Origin of the sequence: Pseudemcibacter sp. (assembly GCF_965661635.1) — a bacterium.
In the GTDB taxonomy this organism is placed as follows: domain Bacteria; phylum Pseudomonadota; class Alphaproteobacteria; order Sphingomonadales; family Emcibacteraceae; genus Pseudemcibacter.
The window spans coordinates 1-17940 of sequence record NZ_CBFIEP010000050.1; the positions used below are offsets into that span (position 1 = coordinate 1).

At 39.5% G+C, this 17940-nt stretch carries 21 protein-coding genes; 6 read left to right on the forward strand and 15 right to left on the reverse strand.

The window, feature by feature from the left end; all coding sequences use genetic code 11:
• Together ACTF6W_RS03685 and rpmF are read left to right on the forward strand one after the other, a co-directional pair.
• The coding region (locus ACTF6W_RS03685; RefSeq protein ID WP_438993191.1) for a hypothetical protein at window positions 1-267 on the forward strand (267 nt) is incomplete at its 5' end.
• A gap of 141 nt (window positions 268-408) precedes the next feature.
• Window positions 409-594, forward strand: a complete 186-nt coding sequence (gene rpmF / locus ACTF6W_RS03690; RefSeq protein WP_249035971.1) for a 50S ribosomal protein L32 — start codon at window positions 409-411, stop codon at window positions 592-594.
• Window positions 595-672: 78 nt separating this feature from the next.
• Here rpmF and lepA read toward each other — a convergent pair whose 3' ends face one another.
• The 7 genes from lepA to rpmI all read right to left on the reverse strand — a co-directional run bounded on the left by lepA (window position 673) and on the right by rpmI (window position 7800).
• Complete coding sequence (gene lepA / locus ACTF6W_RS03695) at window positions 673-2478, reverse strand: translation elongation factor 4 (RefSeq protein WP_438993192.1); 1806 nt, start codon at window positions 2476-2478, stop codon at window positions 673-675.
• Between the two features lie 82 nt (window positions 2479-2560).
• A complete protein-coding gene (locus tag ACTF6W_RS03700) occupies window positions 2561-3118 on the reverse strand; it encodes a methyltransferase domain-containing protein (RefSeq protein ID WP_438993193.1) in 558 nt (185 codons plus the stop codon).
• Between the two features lie 30 nt (window positions 3119-3148).
• Window positions 3149-3538 (reverse strand): hypothetical protein, encoded by a 390-nt coding sequence (locus ACTF6W_RS03705; RefSeq protein WP_438993194.1) that lies wholly within the window; start codon window positions 3536-3538, stop codon window positions 3149-3151.
• A gap of 95 nt (window positions 3539-3633) precedes the next feature.
• Entirely contained in the window at window positions 3634-6024 is a 2391-nt protein-coding gene (pheT, locus tag ACTF6W_RS03710; protein WP_438993195.1) for a phenylalanine--tRNA ligase subunit beta, read from the reverse strand.
• A gap of 1 nt (window position 6025) precedes the next feature.
• Window positions 6026-7117: a phenylalanine--tRNA ligase subunit alpha gene (gene pheS / locus ACTF6W_RS03715; RefSeq protein WP_438993196.1), complete on the reverse strand. Its 1092-nt coding sequence runs from the start codon at window positions 7115-7117 to the stop codon at window positions 6026-6028.
• A gap of 116 nt (window positions 7118-7233) precedes the next feature.
• Window positions 7234-7590, reverse strand: a complete 357-nt coding sequence (gene rplT / locus ACTF6W_RS03720; RefSeq protein WP_438993197.1) for a 50S ribosomal protein L20 — start codon at window positions 7588-7590, stop codon at window positions 7234-7236.
• 12 nt (window positions 7591-7602) lie between these two features.
• Window positions 7603-7800, reverse strand: coding sequence for a 50S ribosomal protein L35 (gene rpmI / locus ACTF6W_RS03725; protein ID WP_438993198.1), 198 nt, complete (start codon window positions 7798-7800; stop codon window positions 7603-7605).
• A gap of 246 nt (window positions 7801-8046) precedes the next feature.
• Here rpmI and ACTF6W_RS03730 point away from each other — a divergent pair, with 246 nt between their 5' ends.
• Window positions 8047-8943: a TraB/GumN family protein gene (locus tag ACTF6W_RS03730; protein WP_438993199.1), complete on the forward strand. Its 897-nt coding sequence runs from the start codon at window positions 8047-8049 to the stop codon at window positions 8941-8943.
• Window positions 8943-9284 (forward strand): tRNA-binding protein, encoded by a 342-nt coding sequence (locus ACTF6W_RS03735; RefSeq protein WP_438993200.1) that lies wholly within the window; start codon window positions 8943-8945, stop codon window positions 9282-9284. The genes ACTF6W_RS03730 and ACTF6W_RS03735 overlap by 1 nt, the downstream gene beginning before the upstream one ends.
• A 120-nt stretch (window positions 9285-9404) precedes the next feature.
• On the opposite strand, the gene ACTF6W_RS03740 is transcribed toward ACTF6W_RS03735, so the two are convergent.
• The 3 genes from ACTF6W_RS03740 to thrS form a co-directional block, all read right to left on the reverse strand.
• The gene (locus ACTF6W_RS03740; protein WP_438993201.1) at window positions 9405-9863 is read right to left on the reverse strand and encodes a hypothetical protein; all 459 of its coding nucleotides are present in this window, start codon (window positions 9861-9863) and stop codon (window positions 9405-9407) included.
• A 182-nt stretch (window positions 9864-10045) separates the two neighbouring features.
• Window positions 10046-10567 (reverse strand): translation initiation factor IF-3, encoded by a 522-nt coding sequence (gene infC, locus ACTF6W_RS03745; protein WP_438993202.1) that lies wholly within the window; start codon window positions 10565-10567, stop codon window positions 10046-10048.
• A 73-nt stretch (window positions 10568-10640) separates the two neighbouring features.
• Window positions 10641-12575, reverse strand: coding sequence for a threonine--tRNA ligase (thrS, locus tag ACTF6W_RS03750; protein WP_438993203.1), 1935 nt, complete (start codon window positions 12573-12575; stop codon window positions 10641-10643).
• Window positions 12576-12728: 153 nt separating this feature from the next.
• Here thrS and ACTF6W_RS03755 point away from each other — a divergent pair, with 153 nt between their 5' ends.
• Window positions 12729-13475, forward strand: coding sequence for an alpha/beta hydrolase (locus tag ACTF6W_RS03755; protein ID WP_438993204.1), 747 nt, complete (start codon window positions 12729-12731; stop codon window positions 13473-13475).
• On the opposite strand, the gene ACTF6W_RS03760 is transcribed toward ACTF6W_RS03755, so the two are convergent.
• A complete protein-coding gene (locus tag ACTF6W_RS03760) occupies window positions 13468-14280 on the reverse strand; it encodes a hypothetical protein (protein WP_438993205.1) in 813 nt (270 codons plus the stop codon). The two genes, ACTF6W_RS03755 and ACTF6W_RS03760, sit on opposite strands and share 8 nt — an antisense overlap.
• A gap of 85 nt (window positions 14281-14365) precedes the next feature.
• Here ACTF6W_RS03760 and ACTF6W_RS03765 point away from each other — a divergent pair, with 85 nt between their 5' ends.
• A complete protein-coding gene (locus ACTF6W_RS03765) occupies window positions 14366-15160 on the forward strand; it encodes a tetratricopeptide repeat protein (protein WP_438993206.1) in 795 nt (264 codons plus the stop codon).
• Here the strand turns inward: ACTF6W_RS03765 and queG are convergent.
• The 4 genes from queG to ACTF6W_RS03785 all read right to left on the reverse strand — a co-directional run bounded on the left by queG (window position 15150) and on the right by ACTF6W_RS03785 (window position 17926).
• On the reverse strand, window positions 15150-16283 hold the full coding sequence (gene queG, locus ACTF6W_RS03770; protein WP_438993207.1) for a tRNA epoxyqueuosine(34) reductase QueG: 1134 nt from the start codon (window positions 16281-16283) through the stop codon (window positions 15150-15152). The two genes, ACTF6W_RS03765 and queG, sit on opposite strands and share 11 nt — an antisense overlap.
• Window position 16284: 1 nt before the next feature.
• Window positions 16285-16953 (reverse strand): glutathione S-transferase family protein, encoded by a 669-nt coding sequence (locus tag ACTF6W_RS03775; protein ID WP_438993208.1) that lies wholly within the window; start codon window positions 16951-16953, stop codon window positions 16285-16287.
• Between the two features lie 137 nt (window positions 16954-17090).
• Entirely contained in the window at window positions 17091-17324 is a 234-nt protein-coding gene (locus tag ACTF6W_RS03780; RefSeq protein ID WP_438993209.1) for a DUF3126 family protein, read from the reverse strand.
• Window positions 17324-17926 (reverse strand): hypothetical protein, encoded by a 603-nt coding sequence (locus ACTF6W_RS03785; protein WP_438993210.1) that lies wholly within the window; start codon window positions 17924-17926, stop codon window positions 17324-17326. The genes ACTF6W_RS03780 and ACTF6W_RS03785 overlap by 1 nt, the downstream gene beginning before the upstream one ends.
• Window positions 17927-17940: the final 14 nt, after the last annotated feature.

Consider the following 17940-nt stretch of genomic DNA (forward strand, 5'->3'; position numbering starts at 1 on the left):
ATTATTGGTAGAGTATTAGGGTATTTGTCGCTCTGCCTTTTGATGATGGTTTTCGGTGCTGAAGGGCTTCGGTATTTAGAGGGTGGACAGCGCAATCTTTTATTGGTTTCAGATATTCTAGACTTTATTCAAAATCATCAAATAGAATCGGATAAAGGAGATAAGACTTGGGCAGAATATTTATCGCCGGTTATTGGATTTGAAGCTATTTTTTTCTTTCTTTATATCTGGGTTATGCTCACAATTCTCTTTAGAAAGCGGAATTGATGGTTTATCACGTACATTCTCTTTATTATTCAGCGCAATATCCAAGAAATGCTTGACATTAGGGCGAAGTTTAACGATAAGACACTGTTTTTGAGATTCAAGACCCTTCAATGCGGTCTTTTAAGATATTAGGAAAATAAAATGGCAGTTCCAAAAAGAAAAGTATCACCACACCGCCGTGGCAACCGTCGTTCACACGATAGCTTAAGTGTTGACACATATGTGGAAGATCAAGAAAGCGGCGAACTTCGTCGTCGTCACCACATTGACCTAAGCACAGGTAAATACCGTGGTCGTCAAATTTTAGAGCCAAATGACGATTATTAATCAATAGGCTTAAAAAGATTTCAAAAAAACCCGACTGAAATATTCAGTCGGGTTTTTTGTTTTTATTGTTTCAAGAAATTATTTGTCGTCACCCATTTTTAAGGCTGCGATGAAGGCTTCATGTGGAATATCTACCTTACCGTATTGACGCATCTTTTTCTTACCTTTCTTCTGTTTTTCAAGAAGTTTACGTTTACGGCTGATATCGCCACCATAACATTTTGCGGTCACATCTTTACGCATAGCGCTTATGGTTTCACGGGCAATAACCTTGCCACCGATCGCTGCTTGAATTGGAATTTTGAAAAGCTGTCTCGGGATAAGATCTTTCAATCGTTCACATAAAGCACGACCGCGATATTCAGCTTGGCTTCTATGAACCATCATACTTAATGCATCAACAGGCTCGCCATTTACGAGAATGGATAGTTTAACCAAGTCCCCTTCACGGTATTCGCTCATTTGATAGTCGAAACTGGCATAACCTCGCGTAATCGATTTTAATTTATCATAAAAATCATAAACCACTTCGTTAAGCGGTAAGTGATAAACGACCATGGCGCGATTGCCCGCGTAGGTTAGTTCAATTTGCTCGCCTCGTTTTTCCTGACAAAGGGTAAGTACGGCACCTAGATATTCATCAGGGACAAGGATGGTTGCTCTGATCCAAGGTTCTTCCATATGATCGATTAAGGTTGGGTCTGGCATATCTGCTGGATTGTGTAGTTCCGAAATGTCGCCCTTATTCATATGGAGTTTATATATAACGCTTGGTGAAGTTGTGATGATATCAAGATCAAATTCACGAATGAGGCGTTCTTGAATAATTTCAAGGTGGAGCATGCCGAGAAAACCGCAGCGAAAACCATATCCCAGTGCCGCAGACGTTTCTGTTTCAAATTCGAAACTTGCATCATTCAAGCGTAATTTGTGCATGCTTTCTCTTAATACTTCGAATTCAGCGGCATCAGCGGGGAATAAGCCGCAAAAAACAACGCTTTGAACAGGTTTAAATCCAGGCAGTGCTTCGGGTGTTTCGTTCTTAAATTCTGTTACCGTATCACCGACATGTGTTTGAGATACTTCTTTAATAGATGCGGTGAAGAAGCCAACTTCGCCAGGGCCAAGTTCATCCACTAGTATATCTTTTGGTTTAAACACACCAACACGATCAATTAAATGATCCGTGTCTGCTTGCATCATTTTGACGCGCATTCCTTTTTTAAGCCTGCCGTCAATAATGCGTACCAATACCATCACACCGAGATAGGTATCATACCAACTGTCTACAAGAAGCGCTTTTAATGGTGCATCTGCATTTCCTATCGGTGGTGGAAGTACTTCAACCAAACTTTCCATCAGTTCTTCAATGCCGAGACCTGTTTTAGCGGAAACACTAATGGCGCCAGAGGCATCTATACCGATCACATCTTCTATTTGTGCGCGAACCTGCTCAGGCTCAGCTGCGGGTAAATCGATTTTATTGAGAACAGGAACAATTTCATGGTTATTATCTATTGCCTGATAAACATTAGCGAGAGTTTGTGCTTCAACCCCTTGGCTCGCGTCAACCACAAGAATAGACCCCTCGCAGGCATAAAGACATCGACTGACTTCATATGAGAAATCCACATGTCCCGGTGTATCCATTAAGTTAAGAACATACTGTTCACCGTTTTTGGCCGTATATTCCAATCGCACTGTTTGTGCTTTAATGGTAATGCCGCGCTCACGCTCAATATCCATATTGTCTAAAACTTGTTCTTTCATATCCCGATCACTTAACCCGCCACAGAATTGAATTAAGCGATCGGCAAGTGTCGATTTCCCATGATCAATATGGGCTACGATAGAAAAGTTTCTTATGTGCGATAAATCTGTCATGAAGGGGCTTTTATCATTAGTTTACTATAACATACAAGCCCAGCGTTCGATTATTTTACAGTTAACGTCTATTTCGGACCGCTTATTTAATTTCAGATGGTTTATAAGCGAGAAAACGCCATGCTTTAAGATGGCCCTCTTTCATGATCTTTGAGCGAAGCATCCAAAATTCAGCTTCTTTTACTAGTCGCTGAATAGTATCCGATTGATCTTCTGGGTGATTGGTTAAGCTCTCTATCACTTCACCAACACCGGCCCAACTCCGAGCAATCATGTCTACATACTGATCTGTGATATCTTCATTAACCCGAAGTATATACCCGCAATTCGTTAGTAAATTTTCCATCACGTCACTGGGAACTGGGTAAGGTTGGGTTGGTTCCTGCCTAAGCCATTTTTGAACGTCTTTATTACCTAGGGCATCCATATTACCAAGTGTATAATCATTAATCAGGAATAGACCGCTGTCTTTTAAATTATCAAATAAATTTTTTAAAAGCTTCGGTTTATCTTCAACCGTATATAAAGCCTCTTTTGAATAAGCACGATCAAATGTCCGCTCAAATGGTTCTTCACTACTTGGATCATAATGTTGAATTGGTGCTTTACTCTCAAGCCCAGCTTTTGTTGAAAGCTCCATTCCTTTTTTCGCAAGCTCTTCAGATCCTTCTTACCCCGTAATCCATGCGCCAAATTCGCTAGCTAGAACGCGTGAAGGACCACCAAGGCTTGCTCCAATGACGGCAACACTCATTTTAGATGTCATACCAAGTAATTTTGACATACTGGTGACATATTCAGAACCGCCGGGTCCGCAATAACCCTCACCCCAGATAAGTTGGGCTGTTTCGAGACGTTTATCATCCCAAACCATTGCTTCATCATTATCAGCTTCAGGCTTAAGTTCTCGTGTGACAGGCTCGGAATTATTTTTTAATTCTTCTTCGACATCGCCCCCACGAGCAAGTGCTGCCTTAACATTATCAAGGTCATAACCTTCCCACCAGGCTTTCATTCGCCATTTGATGGGAACTTTTACTTGTTCTTCTTGTACTGCCATCTTTACACACTATCCACTCAGTTTCATTCGATAGTAAATATAATCGCATGATCTTTAAATATGGTTAATTTTACTGTAAAGGGCTGTTTTCTGCGCTATCTTAGGGTTCCGCCAGCTTTTTTCGCAACCAAATCAATGACTTTTTGTCTTAAAGCTTCAATCTCTTCATCGGTCATGGTTTTATCCATAGGTTGCATACGGAAGTTAACTGCGATTGATTTTTTATCATCGTCAATACCTTTACCCCAATAAACATCAAATACATTTATTTGATCTATGAGCTTCTTATCAGCGCTTCCGACAATTTTGAAAATCTGTTCAGCGGGTAAATCCTTATCAACCACAAAGGCAAGATCTCGTTCAACAGCTTGGAAATCAGATGATCTTAGTGGTCCACGGCTATTTCCAGATTTAGATCTTGGTAATGGGATATTCCCCAGCATAATTTCAAAACCAACGAGAGGGCCTTTAACATCAAGTTTTTTGAGAACGGATGGGTGTATTTCCCCGAAATAAGCCATAATATTTTTTGGACCTAATCGAATAACGCCGCTGCGTCCAGGATGATACCAGTCGGGTGCTTCAGCGACTATTTGTGCATTATCCGCATTAACGCCGATGGCGTTTAAGACTGCAATTGCATCTGCTTTGGCATCATAAACATCTATTGCTTCTGGATTGTTTTTCCAATGACGGTCATGGTTATCACCGCGCCTAATTCCGGCGAGAACAAATTGTTGCCCATCAGGCTTATCAGAATGAAATTGATTTCCTGCTTCAAAAATTGCAACATTTTTAAAGCCCCGGTCAATGTTTCTGCCAGCTGCAGTAATAAGATTTGGAAGAAGGTTGGGACGCATCGCATCCATTTCTGCACTTACAGGATTATCAAGAATTAGGCTCGCTGGTAATTCGCCGAATATTCTTGCTTGATCGCTTGAAAGAAATGACCACGTTACCGCTTCGCGCAAGCCTAAGCCAGCTGCAGTTCGTTTTGCCATTCTAATGCGACGTTGCATTGGGTTTAAACCTGTCACAATATCTCGGCTGGATACTGGCAGAGGCTCAACACGTATTTTGTCGTAACCATGTATACGGAGCACTTCTTCAACTAGGTCTGGTTCTCGGTCAATATCACAGCGCCAAGACGGTGTTGTAACTGATAGTGTCGCACCACTATCAACAACATCAAACCCTAAACGCTCAAGAATTGAAATAATTTCTGTCTTCTCTATATCTACGCCGCCCAGTTCATTAACGCGCTCAGGGCGCATAGTGAGTGTTTTGCTTATGACGGGGACCTCGCCGGCGAGATAAACATCACTTGGCTCTCCGCCGCACATGTCCATGATTAAGCGTGTGGCCAGTTCGATGCCGTCGGTAACGGTCGCGGGATCAACACCCCGTTCAAAGCGATATCTTGCATCACTTTCAATATTAAGCTTCCGTCCTGTCTTGGCCGTACGAATAGGATCAAACCACGCACATTCTAAAAATACATTTGTGGTATCTTCATATGTGCCGCTGTTTTCGCCGCCCATAATGCCGCCGATTGAACTGATGCCGTGATCATCTGAAATGACACAGGCTTCATTATCAAAAGTGTGTTCTTTTTCATCAAGAGCAACGAGTGTTTCCCCTGATTTTGAAAGGCGAACAGTAAGGTCGCCTTTAATGTTATCAGCATCAAAGACGTGAAGCGGACGACCATAGTCGTGTGTGAGGAAATTCGTAATATCCACGAGCGCTGAAATTGGCTTCATTCCAAGTGAAATTAATCGTTTTTGCATCCAATCAGGACTTGGTCCATTTTTGACGCCACGAATATAACGACCAGCAAAAACCGGGCAGGCGTCTTTACTGTCGATATTCACTTTTATGGGACTTTCAAAGGTACCTTTTACGGGTGAGGTATCAGGTTTTTTTAATTTTCCAAGACCAGCCGCCGCAAGATCACGTGCGATACCATAAATTCCTAGTGCGTCTTGATGATTTGGGGTGATGGCAATTTCAATTGTAGGATCATTCAGTTCTGCATATTCCGCGAAGCTTTTACCCACTGGGGCATCAGACGGCAATTCAATAATGCCGTCATGATCGTCCCCAAGACCAAGTTCACGTTCAGAACACATCATGCCGTTACTATCAACGCCACGAATATTTGTTGGTTTAAGCTTCATACCATTTGTTGGAATGACGCATCCATCAGGGGCAAATGCACCAATAAGGCCATTTTTTGCATTATGAGCACCGCAAACCACCTGAATAATCTCAGATCCATTATTGACCGTACAAACACGTAGTTTATCCGCATTGGGATGCTGCACTGCTTCTTCAATTTTAGCAATCACAAATGGTTTTAATGCTTCTGTAGGATCGATTACTTCTTCTACTTCTAATCCAATAGCAGTTAATGTTTCTGAAATCGTTTGAAGATCAGCATCAGTATCAAGATAAGTTTTAAGCCAGGATAATGTAAATTTCATATTATTTACTCCCCTTAATTGTGGAAGTTCTTGTGCTTAAAGACGGGATATCCAGTGATTGGAAGCCATAATGCTTTAGCCAACGAAGATCAGCAGCAAAGAAATCGCGTAAATCTGGAATCCCCCATTTTAGCATTGAAATTCGGTCAAGGCCCATTCCGAATGCGAAACCTTGGTATTCAGAAGGGTCAAGGTTCACATTTTCTAGAACACGTTCATTGACCATGCCGCATCCCATAATCTCTAACCAATCGTCGCCTTCGCCGATTAAAACTTCACCATTTTTAAAGGTGCAGCCAATATCAACTTCGGCTGAAGGTTCTGTGAAAGGGAAATAACTTGGACGAAACCGGATTTTGACATTATCAACTTCAAAAAATTTACGGCAAAATTCTTCGATGCACCATTTAAGATGTCCCATATGAATGTTCTTATCAATAACCAGGGCTTCAACTTGATGGAACATCGGCGTATGCGTTGCATCACTGTCATTTCTATAGGTGCGACCCGGGGCAATAATGCGGTAAGGCGGCTCGCCCCCCATCATTGTGCGAATTTGTACGGGCGATGTATGTGTTCGTAATACTTTACGGTTGCCGTCTTCATCTTCCGGAAAGTAGAAAGTATCATGCATTTGTCTTGCGGGGTGGGATTCTGGTATATTTAACGCAGAGAAATTATAAAAATCTTCCTCAATTTCTGGACCTTCTGCAACTGAAAAACCCATTTCAGTGAATATTTCTGTGGCTTCATCGATCACCTGACTTATGGGATGGATGCTTCCTAATTCTGGCGCTGCTTTTGAAAGAGTGATATCAACACGTTCTTCCGCTAACTTTTGATTAAGTTCGGCAGCTTCTAAATCTTCTTTTCTGTTGATAATTGCATCATTCAAATAGTTTTTCAGCTGGTTTAATTTTGGGCCAAATTCTTTTTTCTCATCTGGGGTCATTTTGCCCAGTTCGCGCATTAGCAAACTAACACGGCCTTTTTTACCTAGTTCAGCAATTCTGATCGCTTCGACAGAATCTAGATCGTTGGCGGCTCCAATGTTTGCGGTAATTTCTGTTTCCAGTGTTTGGAGGTCTTGCATTATTTCCTACCCAAAATTTTTAAATATATAAATTAAATTGAACATAAAGAAAAAGGAGCCCACTGCCAAGCGGCAGGCTCCTCAAACTTGATAATTTTTTGAACGTTTTGAAGTAATTAAGCGGCTGCAGCTTTAGCTTGTTCAGCGATTGCTTTAAATGCTTCTGGTTCACGAACGGCTAAATCAGCCAAAACTTTACGGTCAAGTTCGATGCCTGCGAGTTTTAGGCCGTTCATAAATCGTGAGTATGTTAAACCTTCAAGCCGCGCCGCAGCGTTAATACGCTGGATCCAAAGGGCGCGAAATTGGCGCTTACGGACTTTACGGTCACGATATGCATATTGGCCTGCTTTTTCAACAGCCTGCATCGCAACGCGAATAGTGGATTTACGACGACCGCGGTAACCTTTAGCGGCATTAAGAACTTTTTTGTGACGGGCTTTTGAAGTTACGCCCCGTTTTACGTGTGCCATTTTATTGCTCCCTTAACCGTAAGGCATAAATTTTTTCACAATACGTGCGTCTTGATCACTAAGGATCGTCGTACCACGTTGATTGCGAATTTGTTTGTTTGTGCGTTTAATCATACCGTGCTGTTTACCAGCTTGTGATGACTTAACTTTGCCTGAGGCGGTAAGTTTGAAGCGTTTTTTGACGCTACTTTTCGTCTTCAATTTGGGCATTTAGCTTTCCTTTAAATTAATGTGTCGGGTTTCCCTGACCAGCTTTAAGAGCAGATAGGCATGCCCTAACAGGCCGTACCACTCGTTGAGGGTCGGTGTATAGCTTGGTTTTTATAGGATTGCAAGTGTATTTGTTAAGAAAAAAATCCTTTAGATTTCAATGTGTCTGCCATCAAAAAGTTGACATATTCATATAGCATCTTAACAATGGAAAAATAATTGTATTGTTGCTGAAAGAATCATCAAATGAAATCCATATTAAAAATACCTTTTATAATTCTACTCATTATTATTCCTATGAGCTTTGTTGCTACAGCAGCAGAAGAAGATTTAAATGCGAAGCCTGCTATATGGTCGATCGAACAAGATCAGTCAAAAGTATATTTTTTAGGCTCTGTTCATTTATTACCAGATGATGTGAAGTGGTATGGTGGCACTTTAAAAGAGATCGTTGAAGAGGCTGATGAGGTTGTATTTGAAGTTCATATGACACCAGAAAAACAAAGGCATGCCCAACAATTAACATTGCAAAATGGCATGCTAGCGCCGGGTGACAGTTTAAGTAATTATTTGTCAAAAGATGAAATGGATTTTATTAATGAGCAAGCGCTAGCATCAGGCATACCGCCGGCATCAATAATTAATTTTAAACCATGGTTTGCATCTGTAGCTTTGTCTGTCAGTACGATCATCCGCGAAGGTTGGAACCCTGATTCAGGTGTCGATAAATATATTGAAAAAAATATAGCGTCGCGCGACATTAAAATTTCTGCTCTTGAGAAATTAGAAGAACAAATGGCAACGCTTTATGATCATCCGCTAGAGACACAGGCAGAAATGTTAAGGGATACAATTGACCAATTAAAAGATATTGAGAAAGTCACCTTGGATATGATCGATAGTTGGTCATCAGGGGATGAGGAATTAATGATTGAAACATTGATTAAGCCAATGTTTCAACAGGAAGATGTTTATCAAAAGCTTTTGGTGCAAAGAAATAATAATTGGATTCCTGTTATTGAAGAACTACTAACTAAAAAACAAAATACTTTAGTGGTAGCGGGTGCGGCTCATTTTGTTGGTGAAGATGGTGTGATTAAGCTGTTATCAGATAAAGGCTATATGATTAAAAGGGTGCAATAATGAGCGAAACGATTAGTTGGGATGATTTCCAAAAGGTAGAAATTAAAATAGGAACGGTTGTCCGTGCAGAAGAATTTCCTGAAGCGAGAAAACCTGCTTATAAAGTTTGGGTTGATTTTGGTGGAGATTCGGGCGTTAAAAAATCAAGCGCGCAAATTACAGTTCATTATAAGCCTGAGGATTTAATCGGCCGACAAATTGTTGCCGTGGTAAATTTTCCACCTATGCAAATTGGACCGATTAAATCAGAATTTTTGCTAACAGGATTTTATGACGAGGATGGTGCGGTTGTAATTGCACAACCAGAGCGCCCAGTTCCTAACGGAGCGCGTCTGGTATAAATTTTTAGAATTTAATGACGAGGCCCCCCATTATGGATGTATCGCTAATTCTTAAATCTGCAGAATCGCCTTCATTGTATTTGGTGTGTATCATTTTAGCCCTTACGCCGAAATTATCAGTTAATCCAAATTCAACGGCCGCGCCGAAATAAATCCTTCACCGCTTTCTTCAATTGATTGAATATTGCCAGTGCCTAAATTCTCTAATGTGCTGTCGCCTTTCGTGCTGCTAACGCCTATTAATGCATAAATCATTGCGTTAGTCTCTCTGCTAAGTAAAACGCCGCCTGTTAAATATAGGCCACTAATAAGGTCACCTTCATAAGCTCGAACGGATACTCCGTCATTTACAGTGTTACTTGCATTTGTTGATGCAATATTTAATTCACCCCCGAAAATTAAATTATTGCTCACTAAGGCGCGGTAACCAATAGCGGCACCAAATGAACCACTTGAATTCTCTGTTTTAGCAAGGCCGGCAAGGTCACCACTTAATGCAACTTTATTTTGAACTGTTTCGGCTTCAAGAACGGCATATATTCCATTAGGTGAATATTGCGCGTTTGCCGTAAAAGGCAAAATTGAAAAAAGAGCGATAATAGTAAATATAATTTTTTATTCATAATGTTCCCCAGATTTTTGGATCGATATAGGGTTAATTTTATTATAGGCAGTAATTTATTATTTAATATAAAAAGTTTGTTGGGCATAAAAAAGGCAAGCTCGAAGAACTTGCCTTATTAAAAATATTTAGCGGGCTTCTATTTAGGGGCTAAAATCATGATCATTTGCCGGCCTTCCATTTTCGGCATTTGTTCAATCTTTGTTACTTCCGCAAATTGATCGCGAACACGGTTTAAAACGTCCATACCAATTTCTTGGTGGGCCATTTCACGACCGCGATAGCGAAGTGTAACTTTAACTTTATCGCCAGCGTTTAAGAACTTATCAATGGAGCGCATTTTTACATCATAGTCATGCTTTTCAATGCCAGGACGAAGTTTGATCTCTTTTACCTCTACAGTTTTCTGGTTCTTCTTTGCAAGAGACGCCTTCTTCTGTGCCTCATACTTATACTTGCCGTAATCAAGAATTTTACAAACTGGGGGAGTTGCATTTGGTGATATTTCGACGAGATCTAAGCCTGCAATTTTTGCCATTTCTAAAGCTTTATCAATTGAAACTGCGCCATGGTTTTCACCACTATCGTCAATCAGTCTTACTTCATCTTCTAAAATATCATCGTTGACCCTCGGTCCTTTTTTTGACGCTGGGCCTTGCATTGGTCTCTTAGCTATTTACTTTCTCCATAATATAAGTTCAATTTCCTCTCATTTTTACCGGTATATTGTTAAATTATCGTTTATCCGGATCGATAGACTCGGTGACAAGTGTATTAATTGCGTCCATTAAATCAAGGGTTTCCTGATTTTTTGATCCAAGTCGTCTAACTGTGATCGTGTTATTTTCCGCTTCACGACCACCAGCAACAAAAATTGCGGGGACTTTTGCGTGTGAATGTTCACGTACTTTATAATTAATTTTTTCATTTCGAAGATCAATATCAGCACGAAGTCCTGCATCAGATAGTTTCTTATAAACTTCTTTTACATAGTCATCTTGATCGGCGGTAATGCCTGTTACAACGACCTGTTTAGGGGCAAGCCACATTGGAAAACGACCCGCATGGTTTTCGATAAGTATGCCAATAAACCGTTCAAAAGAACCAAGTATGGCGCGGTGCAGCATAACAGGGTGATGTTTTTTATTATCGACACCGACGTAATTTGCATTCAAACGTTCAGGAGTAATAAAATCTACTTGCAACGTTCCACACTGCCAATCACGCCCAATAGCATCTGTGAGAACAAATTCAATCTTTGGTCCGTAAAATGCGCCTTCTCCTGGGTTTGCTGTATATTTAAGTCCGGCATGTTCGATCGCGTCTCTTAAATGTTTTTCAGCTTCGTCCCATACTTCATCCGATCCTGCACGCACTTCTGGTCGATCAGAGAATTTTACTTTTACATCTTCAAAGCCAAAATCCTTATAAACCTCAAGTAACATTTTACAGAAAATTTCGGTTTCTTCAGTGATCTTATCTTTTTCGCAAAAAATATGGGCATCATCTTGCACGAAAGATCGCACGCGCATTAAACCATGCAGGGCGCCAGAAGGCTCATATCGATGGCAGCTACCAAATTCAGCAAGTCGCATAGGAAGATCACGGTAACTCACAAGGCCCTGATTAAACACTTGAACATGACAAGGACAGTTCATGGGTTTTAAAGCAAAAACGCATTCGTCTGACTCGGTCGTATACATATGTTCGCGAAACTTGTCCCAATGGCCAGACTCTTCCCATAACTTTCTATCAACCAATTTTGGCGTATTTATTTCGCGGTATCCATATTCACGCTGCTTACGGCGCATATAGCCTTCGATTTGAGTGTAAATTGTCCAGCCATTTGGATGCCAGAACGGCATGCCTGCGGCTTCCTTCTGAAAATGGAAAAGATCTAATTCTTTACCTAATTTACGATGGTCTCGTTTCTCTGCTTCTTCAAGACGCAGAAGATAAGCTTTTAATTCTTTTTTGGTTCGCCAGGCTGTGCCATAGATACGCTGTAACATTTCATTGTTGCTATCACCACGCCAGTAGGCACCAGCTACATTCATTAATTTGAATGTATCGCTTCCCAAATATTTTGTGGACGGTAAATGCGGTCCACGGCAAAGGTCAATAAATTCGCCTTGCTTATAAAGAGTGATGGGTTCATTCGATGGAATGCTGGCAATAATCTCAGCTTTATACTCTTCACCTTGGTTACGGAAAAAATCAAAGGCTTCATCGCGGGGCATTTCGGTGCGTATAATTTCTTCGTTGCGTTCGACAATTTGGCGCATACGTTTTTCAATTGTTTCCAGATCTTCTGGTGTAAATGGTTCTTCGCGAGCGAAATCATAGTAAAAACCGTTTTCAATTGCTGGCCCGATTGTGACTTGCGTATCTGGCCATAATTCTTTAACGGCTTCCGCTAAAATATGAGCGGCATCATGACGAATTATTTCAAGCGCTTCATCGTCACGATTAGTGATAATTGATACATCTGAGTTTGTCGTTATTTCGCGCGAAAGATCCCATTGCTCTCCATTGACAACAATGACGAGGGCAGCCTTGGCCAATCCAGGGCCAATATCTTGTGCTAACGTCATACCAGTTACCGGTCCATCAAATTCACGGACGCTGCCATCTGGCAGTGTTAGGGCAACTTTTTTATTCGCGTTCATAATGTTCTCTTATTTTTGCTTTGTTCTAAAGGTGCGAATTTATATTCTTTGACCCTCAAGTCAAGTGAACAAGCGTGAAAAAGGGCTAAAAAATAAAGTTATTTCCCTATATTATGATATATTCGAAAAAAATATAGATAATGAGTTATTAATATGAGTTTAGAGCCAAATTATATCATCGGAGAAAAGGGACGAAAAATTGCTTATCATTATAGTGAAGCAAAAGGGCCCACAGTTGTGTTTTGCGGTGGATATATGTCCGATATGGAGGGAACAAAAGCTATCTTTCTAGAGAATTCTTGTAAAGAATTGGGCATTTCTTATTTGATGTTTGATTATTCTGGCCATGGAAAGTCTTCCGAAGAATTTGTTGATGGAACAATAGGAACATGGACGCAAGACGCCTTAAGTGTCATTGATGAGGTTACAAAAGGTGAGTTAATTATTGTGGGCTCAAGCATGGGCGGGTGGATTGGATTGTTGGTATCACTAGCGAGAAAAGACCGCCTTAAAGCTTTCATTGGAATAGCGGCTGCCCCCGATTTTACCCGTGAATTGATGTGGGATAATTATTCCCCAGCCATAAAGGAAACGTTGAAACGGGATGGCATTTATCTTGAGCCTTCTGATTATAGTGATGAACCCTATAAAGTTTCTTATAAGCTAATCCAAGATGGGGAAAATCATATTTTACTTAATAAGCCAATTGACCTTAATTGCCCTATTAGGCTGTTTCATGGCTTGTTTGATGAGGATGTGCCCTATTCATATTCATCACGTATTGCAGAAAAAGTAATAAGTAATGACGTTATTATTAGCTTTAATAAATCGGGGGATCACCGCTTATCAAGTGAAGCCGATTTAAACAGATTAAAACAAGCCATATGTGAATTTATTTAAGAAAACTGTCATATCCCGCCTTGTAGTCAGAATATTTGGGTTTCCAATTATAAATTTGTTTCAGTTTTTTATTGCTGACTTTTTTATGGTCCTGATAAAAACTTCTTCGCATTTCGCTTAAATCGGCTTCTTCAAAGGGAACGCCTTTTGGTTTTTCCGTGTTCAATTGTTCACAGACATAGTCAATGATGTCCGCTGTTGAAGAGGGCTGATCATCAGCCAGATTATAAATGCCGGGAATTGGGTCATTCATTGAAAGCATTAAAGCGGATACGATGTCTTCCACATGAATTCGGGAAAAACTATGACCTTCTTTAATGATCTTTTGAATGGTTTGCTCTTTTATGGCATTTACTTGGTTTCTCTCTGGGCCATAAATCCCGCTTAATCTGAAAATATGAAGTGGAAATCCTAAGTTCTCCCAGTGCTGTTCAGCTTTTTTTCTCTCTAAGCCGCGTGCTCCTACTGGCTTGGTTTCTGAGGTTTCATCTACCCAATTACCGCTATGGTCGCCATAAACACTCGTAGCAGATAAATATCCGACCCATTTTAAAGAAGGCATATTTAGAATGTCTTTTTGATGGTGAAGAAGCACTAAGTCGCCATTTTCTTTTGATGGCGCAATAGAGATTAACAAATGTGTTACATCTTTTAAGACGGATTGCGCATTGTGCATCGGTTCATTGCCATTAAAAATAAAATCACCGGATTTTCGATTGGTGCCGGAAAAATGCCATTTTTCAGTTGATAATGACTTACAAAGTTTTTTGGCGGTATACCCCATACCAAAACAAAATAGTTTCATAGTGTCTCACTTTATTATTCGGTTTGCGCTTTTTTACGTTTCTATTTATACAGTGGATGACAAATTGATAATAGGTTATTGCAATATGAGCATAAGATTTTTAGGGTTAATAATATTATTTCTGCTTCCAGGAGGGCTTATTTTTGCGCAAACTTTATCAGAAAAAGAACAGTCAGACAAATACCAAGCTTGTATCGCAAGTATAAGTGAAGAAAATAGTAACGCTGTTATTACTGCTAAGAAATGGTACGTCGAAGGCGGAGGAGCCGCAGCACAGCATTGTGAAGCCATGGCCCTTTATGACCAAAACCGTTTTGAAGAAGCCGCAGGGTTACTTGAAATAATCGCCGATAAAGTATCACGTGGAGATGGTATTGGTGTGTTTGCAATTAAAAATAAAACTCTTCTTTCCGCCCAATTGCGCTATTTAGCGGGAAACGCTTGGCGGGCTAATAATAAGTTGGAAAGAGCGTTCACAATTTATACAACGGCGCTTCTTTCATTAGACGATCATCCCGTTTTTAAATATGATTTTTATATTGAAAGAGGAACTGTACAAATTGATCGCGAAGATTTTCAAAGTGCCTTAGATGATTTTAGTTATGCCCTGGAATTAGACGAGGAACGAATTGAAGCTTTTCTTTATCGTGCAGAGACATACCGAAAAATGAATGAGCATTTAAAGGCTCGATTGGATCTTAATCAAGGATTGAGTATAAAGCCAAACCAGCCAGATTTGTTATTTGAAAGTGGCATAAATTATCGGATGTTACGGGAAGATATGAAAGCTAAAAAAGAATGGCAAAAGCTTATTGATAAATTTCCCGATAGTGATTGGCAAAAGCTAGCAGAAGACAATATGAAATTGATTAGTAATTAATTTCCCATTCTCTTTTTACAGCGATATCCGTTTCACTAAATAGATTCTTATTTTTAAGTTCAATGAACATTTCTTTATCACATAACTGCTTTAACGCCCATATCGCCATTGCTCTTATATAGGGACTTTCTTCAAATAATTTATCTTTTAAAAGTGGAATATGTTTTTCTTGCTCACTATTACCAATTGCAATTAGAACATTTCTTATAAAAAAATCTCGCCCTATTCTTTTTATTGGTGATCCTGAAAAAACTGTTCTAAACGTCTGATCATCAAGCTGGGCTAATTCATCAAGGCGTGGGAAGTCTAATTCTATTCTTGGATGAAATGAAATTTCATTAGTTTTTTTAGCAAATTTATTCCATGGACAAATAGAAAGACAGTCATCGCAACCATAAATCCTATTGCCCATTGCTTTTCGAAATTCTAGATCAATATGCCCTTTATATTCTATGGTTAAATAAGAAATACATCGTCGCGCATCAAGTTTGTAAGGTGCGGGAAATGCGTTTGTTGGGCATACATCTAGGCAAGCATGGCATGATCCACAGTGGTCTTGCATTTCTCTGTCGGGTTCTATTTCAAGCGCCGTAAAAATACTCCCTAGAAACAACCATGACCCAAATTCATGACTGACTAAGTTGGTGTGTTTCCCTTGCCATCCCATTCCCGATTTTTGTGCGAGCGGTTTTTCCATAACAGGGGCTGTATCAACGAAAACTTTTACTTCAACGTCATATTCTCTATGAATTTGTCGTGCAATTTGTTTTAGACGTTTTTTAATAACATCATGATAATCTTTTCCTAAAGCATAAACAGAAATATTCCCATGTTCTTTATATTCTAAAAATTCGAGGGGATTAGAGTCAGGACCATAATTCATTCCTAACATAATTATAGATTTTGTTTCGGGCCATAAAACAAGAGGGTTTTTTCGTCTCTCCGCTTTTTCTTCTAACCATTTCATTTCTCCATTATAAGAAGAGCTTAAGAATTGATCGAAGCTTTCAGCACTGTTTTCTAATCCGGTTGGTGAGGTAAACTTAACGGTGTCAAACCCTACTTCAAGAGCTAAAGTTTGAATTTTATTCTTTATGGTGGACTGCTCTTCAATTTGTTCCATCTTAGAAGTCTGGATCACTGTAATGTTTGGCCGGTTGAAGGCCCGCAACTTTATCTTTTAAAATAGGTTGCATTGAAGGGCGCGATTTAACACGCGCATACCAATTTCGGGCTTCAGGGTATTTTTCCCATGGGACGTCACCGAAATAATCAACACATGATATATGGGAAGCAGCGGCTATATCTGCATATGAGAAATCATTTCCTGCTAACCAATTCCGGCGATCCGTTAAGTAAGCAATATATTGTAAATGATGCTTTATATTTTGGTTGGCAAACCTAATCACTTTTGCTTCTGTGTCACCACGCTTAAGGTATCGCTTCATGAATTTTTCGTTGATAATAATTTCACTAACTTCTTCATAGAATTTAATATCAAACCATTCGGTTAATCGTCTTACTTCGGTCCGAATATCAGCACTTTCGCCGATAAGGTTTACGGTATCATATTTTTCATTGAGATATTCACTGATTGCGGCATTTCCACAAATTTTTTTTCCATCATCTTCTATGAGTGTTGGCACTGTACCTGCTGGGTTGAGTACAAGAAAATCATGCCTTCTTTTCCAAGGAAGCTCTAATACGAGATCAAAATCTAACTCTTTTTCCAGTAAGGCGATACGAGCTTTTCTAGAATTAGGGGAAAACCAATAGTGATATAGTTGACGCATACTATTAATTTATCCTTATAATTAAAAAATCATAGCTTAATTAGGTTCATTTAGAAAAATTATAAACGATGCTATTTTGCCAATAAGGCTAATTAAAGGCTCTTTGTATCGATTACAAACTTGCGGGTTATTTATAGTTAGATGAGCGAAGCATCTGCAGCGTTTGGAAGATCTATTTCCAAAATCGCCATATTAAAGGCATAGGATACTTCACCTTCGTCCTCGTCACGGTAGATAACGCCAATAAATTCATCTCCAATATAAACCTCCATGCTATCGTCAGAAGCGGGGCTATTTTTTAATGTGAATTTAGTGTTGTCAAATTTGCTGTTTAGATATTTCTGGATTCGCAAAACTTCTGTACGTGTCATTATTGTTCCTTAAACAGTATATTCAGTCTTTTTATGTAAGGACTGAGAATCTTAATATTTTCATTATCAATATAATTAGGATCTTTGAGCATTGCTATTGAATTTTCAATTTTCTCAGTCAGAAAATTCTTTTGTTCATCGCTAATAAACATATTATTTTTAATTTGGTCATCCTTGGCATTTAAATCTTTAATCATTTCTTCAATGGACATTGCGTCTTTATCCTGAGGATTTTTTAAATAATAGGCTGAATAAGCTAACATGATTTGATCGCCGGTGTTTGCCCACTCCTCTGTCGTATTGAAACCAGAAGATTTTACGATTATTTCTAGGGTTGAATATGTGGGATGTGATTTTACAAATTCTAAGGTATCAGTGATCGGGGTTTTTGAAAGTTCGTCAATTGGTGGTAACGTGGCTAAGTCAGCATTTTCTTTAGATCGGTTCTCATCATTATACCTCTTCATCATGCTTGAGATATTCTTCAAAGAAGTTAAATAATTGTCAATATCTGTAGTATTTAGCGCATTTTGGGCGTTTGCAGTAAAAAAAATCATAAAAATGAAAAAAAAAGTAATATTCAACGTTTTTATTATTCTCATTGTGGGTCTCTTTC

Excerpts from the sequence above, each read along its gene's own strand:
- ACTF6W_RS03730 (WP_438993199.1), top strand. The coding sequence starts at position 8,047 with ATGAAATCCATATTAAAAATACCTTTTATAATTCTACTCATTATTATT.
- thrS (WP_438993203.1), bottom strand. The coding sequence starts at position 12,575 with ATGAACGCGAATAAAAAAGTTGCCCTAACACTGCCAGATGGCAGCGTC.
- ACTF6W_RS03735 (WP_438993200.1), top strand. The coding sequence starts at position 8,943 with ATGAGCGAAACGATTAGTTGGGATGATTTCCAAAAGGTAGAAATTAAA.
- ACTF6W_RS03775 (WP_438993208.1), bottom strand. The coding sequence starts at position 16,953 with ATGCGTCAACTATATCACTATTGGTTTTCCCCTAATTCTAGAAAAGCT.
- infC (WP_438993202.1), bottom strand. The coding sequence starts at position 10,567 with ATGCAAGGCCCAGCGTCAAAAAAAGGACCGAGGGTCAACGATGATATT.
- pheT (WP_438993195.1), bottom strand. The coding sequence starts at position 6,024 with ATGAAATTTACATTATCCTGGCTTAAAACTTATCTTGATACTGATGCT.
- rpmI (WP_438993198.1), bottom strand. The coding sequence starts at position 7,800 with ATGCCCAAATTGAAGACGAAAAGTAGCGTCAAAAAACGCTTCAAACTT.
- ACTF6W_RS03705 (WP_438993194.1), bottom strand. The coding sequence starts at position 3,538 with ATGGCAGTACAAGAAGAACAAGTAAAAGTTCCCATCAAATGGCGAATG.
- rpmF (WP_249035971.1), top strand. The coding sequence starts at position 409 with ATGGCAGTTCCAAAAAGAAAAGTATCACCACACCGCCGTGGCAACCGT.
- rplT (WP_438993197.1), bottom strand. The coding sequence starts at position 7,590 with ATGGCACACGTAAAACGGGGCGTAACTTCAAAAGCCCGTCACAAAAAA.
- lepA (WP_438993192.1), bottom strand. The coding sequence starts at position 2,478 with ATGACAGATTTATCGCACATAAGAAACTTTTCTATCGTAGCCCATATT.
- ACTF6W_RS03780 (WP_438993209.1), bottom strand. The coding sequence starts at position 17,324 with ATGACACGTACAGAAGTTTTGCGAATCCAGAAATATCTAAACAGCAAA.
- ACTF6W_RS03785 (WP_438993210.1), bottom strand. The coding sequence starts at position 17,926 with ATGAGAATAATAAAAACGTTGAATATTACTTTTTTTTTCATTTTTATG.
- pheS (WP_438993196.1), bottom strand. The coding sequence starts at position 7,117 with ATGCAAGACCTCCAAACACTGGAAACAGAAATTACCGCAAACATTGGA.
- ACTF6W_RS03765 (WP_438993206.1), top strand. The coding sequence starts at position 14,366 with ATGAGCATAAGATTTTTAGGGTTAATAATATTATTTCTGCTTCCAGGA.
- ACTF6W_RS03760 (WP_438993205.1), bottom strand. The coding sequence starts at position 14,280 with ATGAAACTATTTTGTTTTGGTATGGGGTATACCGCCAAAAAACTTTGT.
- ACTF6W_RS03755 (WP_438993204.1), top strand. The coding sequence starts at position 12,729 with ATGAGTTTAGAGCCAAATTATATCATCGGAGAAAAGGGACGAAAAATT.
- ACTF6W_RS03700 (WP_438993193.1), bottom strand. The coding sequence starts at position 3,118 with ATGGAGCTTTCAACAAAAGCTGGGCTTGAGAGTAAAGCACCAATTCAA.
- queG (WP_438993207.1), bottom strand. The coding sequence starts at position 16,283 with ATGGAACAAATTGAAGAGCAGTCCACCATAAAGAATAAAATTCAAACT.